The sequence below is a fragment of the Acidovorax sp. KPB24-07 genome (assembly GCF_057543315.1).
This window is the reverse complement of sequence record NZ_BAAJYS010000172.1, coordinates 1-7919: the sequence shown is the minus strand read 5'-3', so window position 1 is coordinate 7919 and position 7919 is coordinate 1. Positions and strand designations below refer to the sequence as shown.

Below are 7919 nucleotides of genomic sequence, written 5' to 3'. Positions count from 1 at the left end.
CGTGGCGATGCGCGCGAGCGCCGCCTCGACCAGCGCCACGCTGGTGGTGTCGCCCCGGGCCAGGGCCTCGGCCTGTTCGCGGACGGTGGGGTGGCGGGTGGTGGCGAGGGCATTCATCGGGCGATCTCCAGGGCTTGGGTGGCGTAGTGGTGGTGCAGGCTGCGGTTCAGAACGGGGTCGTGCAATTCCAGCTCGAAGGCCTCGCCCCAGCCGAGTTCGCCGATCACCGCATGGGTACCGCAGAACATGGCCGTGTGGGCGGACAGGCCGTCTGCCGCATTCCATTTTTGCATCAGCTCGGCGGGGGGCAGCAGGCGGGCCAGCGCGCCTTCCTGGTACAGCGCGCGCACGCCATCGCGGGTGCGCCAGCAGCGGGTGACCAGCTGGTCCCAGTGGCCCTGCACCTCCGACAGCTTCCACAGGGCGCGGCCCACGGGCTTGGCGCACATCTGCTTGGACACCGTGACGTCGTAGGCCTCGACGGTGCGGTCCGTGTGGTCCGAGCCGATGCCCACGAGCACGCCGTGCGCCTCGCTGGCCAGCAGCACGCATTCCACCTCGCCGCTGGAGTCATGGCCCGGAACCTGCACCGCGCTGCCCGTGTCGAGCAGCTGGCTGGCCACGCGGTAGAAGGTGGGCACCGTGGAGGGCGGCTTGACGCCGATCGCGGCCAGTTCGGCGATGTGGTGGTCCACCGCCGCGCGGTCGCGGCCGGCCCAGCCGGCGATGACGAGGTGGCGGATGTCCAGGGTGACCGGCCTGTGGCCGGCGAGATCGAAGGTGTGCTGGGGCATGGTGGGAGGCGAAAAGGGCGGGGGGATCAAAGTGCGCGGGTGATCGCGCGGCGGAAATCGTCGATGTGGCGCTGCATCGCGGCGGCGGCGGCATCGGGGTCGTGGCGCTCGAGCGCGGCCAGGATGTCCTGGTGCTCGTCGTGGATGCGCACGCTGTGCCCGGCCTCCGAGAGCGTCAGGAACCAAAAGCGCGCCTGCTGTTCGTGCAGCCGGCGCAGCAGGTCGGCCAGGACGGTGTTGCGGGCGGCGGCCGAGATCGCGCTGTGAAAGCGCAGGTCCAGCGCCATCAGCGCAGGCACGTCGTGTGCGGCCAGGAGTGCCGGGGCCTCGCCCAGCAGGTGGCGCATGGCGGCCAGTTCAGCGGGCCGGACCCGCTCGGCCGCCAGGCGCACGCACAGGGTCTCGTTGCAGGCGCGCACCTCGATCATGTCCAGCACCTCGTCCAGCGACAGCGGCGCCACCACGATGCCCTTGCGCGGCAGGATGGTCACGAGTCCTTCCATCTCCAGCCGGTGCAGCGCCTGGTGGATGGGCGTGCGGCCCAGGCCGAGCAGCGTGCCCAGCGCGCCTTCGTTGATCTGCGCGCCGGGCGCCAGCTCGCAGGCAATGATGCGGCGCTTGATGTCGGCGTAGGCCTGCTCGCGCAACTGGGCGCCGCCGCCGGGTGCGGCAGGAAGGGAGGGCTGGGGCAGGACGGGCATCGGGGCGGGTGGGCGGGGTCGGTGAAACCGAATGATATATCAGTGAAATATCACAGAGTCTGCCTGGTCATGGCCGATTCGCGCCGGCATGGCCGCGCCGCCGGGTGGGATGCTCGCAAAGCGCCATGCCGGCGGGCACCAAGGCTTCTAGAATCCGCCCATGATCTCCCGCGAACCCACCATCGAACGCCTGTCCGTCGCCCGCCGCCTGCTCCTGGAGCCTTTCGGCCTCGACGAAACCCATCTGGCGCGCGCGCTCGCCGACATCCGGGCCCATCAGGTGGACGATGCCGACCTGTATTTCCAATACACGCGCAGCGAGGGCTGGAGCCTGGAAGAAGGCATCGTCAAGACCGGTTCGTTCAGCATCGACCAGGGCGTCGGGGTGCGGGCCGTGAGCGGCGAGAAGACGGCTTTCGCCTATTCCGACGACATCTCCGAGGCCTCCCTGCTCGATGCCGCCCGCACCGTCCGGGCGATTTCGGCGGCCTCGCAGGAAAAGCGGGCGAAGATCTCGCTCAAGAAGATCTCCGCCAGCCGCTCGCTCTATCCCGGCACCGATCCCATCGCTTCGCTGGACAGCACGGCCAAGGTGGCGCTGCTGGAAAAGGTGGAGCAGCAGGCCCGCGCCAAGGACCCGCGCGTGGCCCAGGTCATGGCGGGCCTGGCCAGCGAATACGACGTGGTCCTGGTGGCGCGCTCCGACGGCACGCTGGCCGCCGACGTGCGCCCGCTGGTGCGCCTGTCGGTCACCGTGATCGCCGAGCAGGCCGGCCGCCGCGAGGTGGGCTCGGCCGGCGGGGGCGGGCGCTTCGGCCTGGCCTATTTCGACGATGCGCAGATCACCCGGTACGTCGATGAGGCCGTGAACGCCGCCCTCGTCAATCTGGAGTCGCGCCCTGCGCCCGCGGGCGAGATGACCGTGGTGCTCGGCCCCGGGTGGCCAGGCGTGCTGCTGCACGAGGCCGTGGGCCACGGGCTGGAGGGCGATTTCAACCGCAAGGGCTCGAGCGCCTTCAGCGGCCGCATCGGCCAGCGCGTGGCGGCCAAGGGCGTGACGGTGCTGGACGACGGCACCCTGGCCGACCGCCGCGGCTCGCTCAACGTGGATGACGAAGGCCACGCCAGCCAGCGCAACGTGCTCATCGAGGACGGCATCCTCAAGGGCTACATCCAGGATTCGATGAACGCGCGCCTGTCGGGCGTGGCACCCACCGGCAACGGGCGGCGCGAGAGCTACGCGCACATTCCCATGCCGCGCATGACCAACACCTACATGCTGGGCGGCGACAAGGACCCGGCGGAGATCGTCGCGAGCATGAAGCGCGGCCTCTACGCCACCAACTTCGGCGGCGGCCAGGTGGACATCACCAGCGGCAAGTTCGTGTTCTCGGCCAGCGAGGCGTATTGGGTCGAGAACGGCAAGATCCTGTACCCGGTCAAAGGCGCGACCATCGTCGGCAGCGGTCCGGAATCCCTCAAGAAGGTGACCCTCATCGGCAACGACATGGCGCTCGACAGCGGCGTGGGCACCTGCGGCAAGGAAGGCCAGAGCGTGCCGGTCGGCGTGGGCCAGCCCACGCTGCGCATCGATGGCCTGACGGTCGGCGGCACCGCATAAGGCCCCGGGCGGCGGTGGACCTTCCAGGCGTGCACCCACCATGCCTGACCCCTCGTCCAGCCAGCTGCTGAACACCGCACAGTCGTTCGGCGATGTGAGCCGGCTGCTGCGCGAAGGCGTGGCCGACGAGGAGTCCCGCCAGTTCCGCGATGCGCTGACGTCGCTGTCCGCGCTTATCGAAGATGCGGCGCACCTGCGCCGCGCCTGCGCCGATCCCTCCGCCATCTTCTGGAGCCTGGAGCACCTGAAGCGCGCCGCGCGCGAGCACCAGTTCTTTCTCACCGGGCTGGGCTCCGCCTGGCATGCGCTCTACGAACTGGGGGCCTACCAGCAGGCCCTGAAAGACCTGCGCGATGCCATCGAGATCTGGCACCAGGCACTGACCCGCCAAAGCCGCAGCGAGCCGGCCTGCTTCGATGCGTTCGAGCGCCTGGCCTGGCGCACCCTGGGCGAGGCAATGCTGGTCATCGACATGTACGAGCAGGGCGGGGCGATGCTCAGCGAGCCTGCGCCGGAGCCCGCCGCGGCCCGGCGGCGCCCGATGCTGGCGCGCCTGCGCCGCTGGTGGGCTGGGCGCGGGCGATGAAAGCACGGCACCCCGCTTGTGGCAGCGCTGCAACGCGCCGGGGATGTTGCGGCGCAAAAATCGGTGTTACATTGCCACCGATGCAAGTGCGTAGCGCGTTTTATTTTTGGTTTTACTTCTCTGTCCCAGGCGGATGAGAGGTCAGCGCGCAACCACCCGAGCCCCCCTCCTCTAGAAACCGCCGAAGCTGAAAAGCCCGGCGGTTTTTTGTTTTTCCGCTCCCCCTTTTTTTCCGATCCAACCCACGAGGACGCAACCATGACGGCCACTGCCAACCCCACCAGCGATGCCTGGTACCGCGACGTCGAGAAGACCAGCCAGACCGACGACGAACGTATCAAGGACATCACCGTGTTGCCCCCTCCAGAACATCTGATCCGCTTCTTCCCCATCCGGGGAACGGCGGTGGAATCCCTGATCACGCGCACGCGGCGCGGCATCCAGGACATCATGGCGGGCCGGGACGACCGGCTGCTGGTGGTGATCGGCCCCTGCTCCATCCACGACCCGGCCGCCGCGCTGGACTACGCGCGGCGCCTGAAGGCGGTGCGCGAGCAGTACGCCGACACGCTGGAGATCGTGATGCGTGTGTACTTCGAGAAGCCCCGCACCACGGTGGGCTGGAAGGGGCTGATCAACGATCCGTACCTGGACGAGAGCTACCGCATCGACGAAGGCCTGCGCATCGCGCGCCAGCTGCTCATCGACATCAACCGCATGGGCGTGCCGGCCGGCAGCGAGTTCCTGGACGTGATCTCGCCCCAGTACATCGGCGACCTCATCAGCTGGGGCGCCATCGGCGCGCGCACCACCGAAAGCCAGGTGCACCGCGAACTGGCCTCGGGCCTGTCGGCGCCCATCGGCTTCAAGAACGGCACGGACGGCAACATCCGCATCGCCACCGACGCGATCCAGTCCGCCAGCCGCGGCCACCACTTCCTGTCGGTGCACAAGAACGGGCAGGTGGCCATCGTCAACACGCAGGGCAATCCCGACTGCCACGTGATCCTGCGCGGCGGCAAAGCGCCCAACTACGACGCGGCCAGCGTCGCCGCGGCCTGCCAGGACCTGGAGGCCGCCAAGCTGCCCGCCACGCTGATGGTGGATTGCAGCCATGCCAACAGCAGCAAGCAGCACGAAAAGCAGCGCGACGTGGCGCGCGAGATCGGCGCGCAGATCGCGGGCGGCTCGCGCTGCGTGTTCGGCGTGATGATCGAGAGCCACCTGACCGCCGGTGCCCAGAAATTCACGCCGGGCAAGGACCAGCCGGGCGCCCTGGAGTACGGCAAGAGCATCACCGACGCCTGCCTGGGCTGGGACGATTCGCTGTCGGCGCTGGCCGACCTGTCGGCAGCCGTGGCCGCCCGCCGCGCCCGCTGAAAAACCAGGGGCCGGGGCAGCGGCGTGCGATGTAAGCTCGATGGCCCCGCCGCGGGCATCGGCTTGCGTGGCCGCCCTTGGCCCCACCTCAACCAGGAAAACAATCCATGCGCAGAGAAGTCTCGATCACCCTGGCGCCGGGCCAGGAATTCCGTTTCGACCTGGAAGGCTCGCAGCCTTTGAGCAATGAAGACGCCCGCCGCTGGCTGGACGAGGCGTTCATCAGCCTGGAGTGCGAGCCCCTGCGGGCCAGCGGCAAGGTGCTGCTGGCCGACAAGGTGCTCACGGTGGCACAGGCTGCCGGGGCCCCGCTGCTGGCCGACGCGCAATGGGGCCGGCAGTTCGCCGAAGCCGCCAGCGCCGCACTGGCCCGACCGATCGTGCGGGTGGATGTCCCGGCCATGGCCGTGACGTATTGAAGAGGGGCGGAGGGTCGCCTTCTGCGCCATCGGTCGAATCGGCCTCCAGCGCATATTCTTCTAGGGCATATCGCTATTATTTCGATAGCGAATCGATGAGCTTGCCATGGATGCCGCCGAAGCTGCCATTGCTCATGCACACGATGTGATCGCCCGGCCGGGCCGCCTGGGTGATCTGTCCGATCAGCGTGCCGATGTCCGCCGCCGTCCGGGCCTTGTCGCCCAGCGGCGCGAGCACCTGGGCCGCGTCCCAGTCCAGGCCGGCGGTGTGGCAGAACGCCAGGTCGGCCGGCTCCAGCGCCCAGGGCAGCTGCGATTTCATGGTGCCCAGCTTCATGGTGTTGCTGCGCGGCTCGAACGCCGCGAGGATGCGTGCCGCCGGGCCCAAGCTGCGGCGCAGCCCGTCCAGCGTGGTGCGCAGGGCGGTCGGGTGGTGGGCGAAGTCGTCGTACACCGCAATGCCGCGCACGGTGCCGCGCAGTTCCATGCGCCGCTTCACGTTCTGGAACCGCGCCAGCGCACGGCCGGCCTCTGCCGGCGCCACGCCCACGTGGTGGGCGGCGGCGATGGCGGCCAGCGCATTCAACTGGTTGTGCACGCCGGTCAACGCCCATTCCACGCGGGCCACGGTCCGGCCCTGGTGGAGCACATCGAAGGCGTGCGGCTCGCCCTGGGCCGTGAAGTCGCTCACCAGCGCGCCGAAGCTCGCCACCTCGCTCCAGCAGCCGGCATGCAGCACGCGGGCCAGGCTTTCCTCCAGCCCGTTGACCACCACGCGGCCCGAGGGCGGCACGGTGCGCACCAGGTGGTGGAACTGCCGCTCGATGGCCGGCAGGTCGTCGAAGATGTCCGCGTGGTCGAATTCCAGGTTGTTCAGCACCGCGGTGCGGGGGCGGTAGTGCACGAACTTGCTGCGCTTGTCGAAGAACGCGGTGTCGTATTCGTCCGCCTCGATCACGAACACGGGCGCATCGCCCGCCACGCCCGGGCCGGCCACCGGACGGCGCGCGGCGCCCAGCCGGGCCGACACGCCGAAATCCAGCGGCACGCCGCCCACCAGGAAGCCGGGCTGCAGGCCCGCGCATTCCAGAACCCAGGCCAGCATCGACGTGGTGGTCGTCTTGCCGTGGGTGCCCGCCACGGCCAGCACGTGCCGGCCCTGCAGCACGTGCTCGGCAAGCCACTGGGGCCCGCTGGTGTAGGCGGCGCCGGCGTCGAGGATGGCCTCCATCAGGGGGAATTTCGGCGTGCCGTCGGGCAGGCGCGCCCGGCTGACCACGTTGCCGATCACGAACGCATCGGGCTCCAGAGCCATCTGGTCCGCGCCGTAGCCTTCGATCAGTTCGATCCCCAAGGCGCGCAGCTGGTCGCTCATCGGGGGGTACACGCCGGCGTCGCAGCCGGTGACCTTGTGGCCCGCTTCGCGCGCCAGTGCCGCCAAGCCCCCCATGAACGTGCCGCAGATGCCCAGAATGTGAATATGCATGGGCGCAGATTCTAAGGTTCCAGGGCTGCAAGGCCGCCCGCGCAGATCCCTCTTGCCTCGATAGCTACATTTTCAATAGCAAGATCCACAGTGGGGTGCACCATGCCCCTGCCGGATGCGGGCGTTTTCCCGGGCCGCCTTCTTGCATTGAGGCCACAATGGACCCTTCCCCCCACCCGATCGCCGCCATGCCAAACGCCCTCGCCACCGAGATCGCCAACGCCGCGGCCCGCATGGTCGTCGAAGAAGGCCTGGAATGGGGTCCGGCCAAACGCCGGGCCGTTCGCCAACTGGGCCTGCCCAGCCGCACACCGCTGCCCGACAACGATCTGGTCGAGGATGCCGTGCGTGAGTACATCGGCCTGTTCTGTGCCGACACCCAGCCCCAGGAATTGCTCGCGCTGCGGCAGCTGGCGCTGATCTGGATGGAGCGCATGGAGACGTTTCGCCCGCACCTGGGCGGAGCGGTGTGGCATGGCACGGCGACCCGGCTGTCCGACATTTATCTGCAGTTGTTCTGCGACGACTGCAAATCCGCCGAGATCGCGCTGATCGACCACCATGTGGACTACGAGCCGCGCACCGTCACCGGCTTCCATGGCGAGTCGGTCGAGGCGTTGAGCCTCTCCAGCCATTCGCCGGTGCTGGGCGAGATGATCGGCGTGCACCTTTTGATCTATGACCTGGATGACCTGCGCGGCGCATTGCGCCCCGATGCGCGGGGCCGGGCACCGCGCGGAGACATTCGCGCCGTGCGCAAGCTGTTGGAAAGCCCTCCCGAATGAATGTGTCACCGCCCTCCGATACGGGCACCCCTATGTCCCCACCCGACCCCCGCCCGGCCCTCGCGGCCGGGTCCGATGCTGCGCCCCAGGCTTCGCGTCGCAGGCTGATGGCGTATGCCGGCGTGGCCGCCGCCGCCGGGCTGGGCG

The 7919-nt window shown here is 69.1% G+C and carries 8 protein-coding genes; 5 read left to right on the top strand and 3 right to left on the bottom strand.

What is annotated here, in order from left to right; translation table 11 throughout:
* Positions 1 to 113 precede the first annotated feature (113 nt).
* Positions 114 to 794, bottom strand: a complete 681-nt coding sequence (locus AC27IQ_RS15960; protein WP_487090040.1) for a DUF2848 domain-containing protein — start codon at positions 792 to 794, stop codon at positions 114 to 116.
* Positions 795 to 820: 26 nt separating this feature from the next.
* On the bottom strand, positions 821 to 1495 hold the full coding sequence (locus AC27IQ_RS15955) for a GntR family transcriptional regulator (RefSeq protein ID WP_284429458.1): 675 nt from the start codon (positions 1493 to 1495) through the stop codon (positions 821 to 823).
* 160 nt (positions 1496 to 1655) lie between these two features.
* Here AC27IQ_RS15955 and tldD point away from each other — a divergent pair, with 160 nt between their 5' ends.
* The 4 genes from tldD (at position 1656) to AC27IQ_RS15935 (ending at position 5501) form a co-directional block, all read left to right on the top strand.
* Complete coding sequence (tldD, locus tag AC27IQ_RS15950) at positions 1656 to 3116, top strand: metalloprotease TldD (RefSeq protein WP_284405293.1); 1461 nt, start codon at positions 1656 to 1658, stop codon at positions 3114 to 3116.
* A 40-nt stretch (positions 3117 to 3156) separates the two neighbouring features.
* Positions 3157 to 3702 carry a hypothetical protein gene (locus tag AC27IQ_RS15945; RefSeq protein WP_487090039.1) on the top strand — a complete coding sequence of 182 codons (546 nt, stop codon included), beginning with the start codon at positions 3157 to 3159 and terminating at the stop codon, positions 3700 to 3702.
* 258 nt (positions 3703 to 3960) lie between these two features.
* Entirely contained in the window at positions 3961 to 5082 is a 1122-nt protein-coding gene (locus tag AC27IQ_RS15940) for a 3-deoxy-7-phosphoheptulonate synthase (RefSeq protein ID WP_284425835.1), read from the top strand.
* A gap of 107 nt (positions 5083 to 5189) precedes the next feature.
* Positions 5190 to 5501 carry a hypothetical protein gene (locus AC27IQ_RS15935; RefSeq protein WP_284393083.1) on the top strand — a complete coding sequence of 104 codons (312 nt, stop codon included), beginning with the start codon at positions 5190 to 5192 and terminating at the stop codon, positions 5499 to 5501.
* Positions 5502 to 5577: 76 nt separating this feature from the next.
* Here the strand turns inward: AC27IQ_RS15935 and mpl are convergent, their stop codons facing one another.
* On the bottom strand, positions 5578 to 6987 hold the full coding sequence (mpl, locus tag AC27IQ_RS15930; protein ID WP_487090038.1) for a UDP-N-acetylmuramate:L-alanyl-gamma-D-glutamyl-meso-diaminopimelate ligase: 1410 nt from the start codon (positions 6985 to 6987) through the stop codon (positions 5578 to 5580).
* 188 nt (positions 6988 to 7175) lie between these two features.
* On the opposite strand from mpl, the gene AC27IQ_RS15925 reads away from it, so the two are divergent.
* On the top strand, positions 7176 to 7772 hold the full coding sequence (locus AC27IQ_RS15925; protein WP_487090037.1) for a hypothetical protein: 597 nt from the start codon (positions 7176 to 7178) through the stop codon (positions 7770 to 7772).
* The last annotated feature ends 147 nt before the right edge of the window (positions 7773 to 7919 follow it).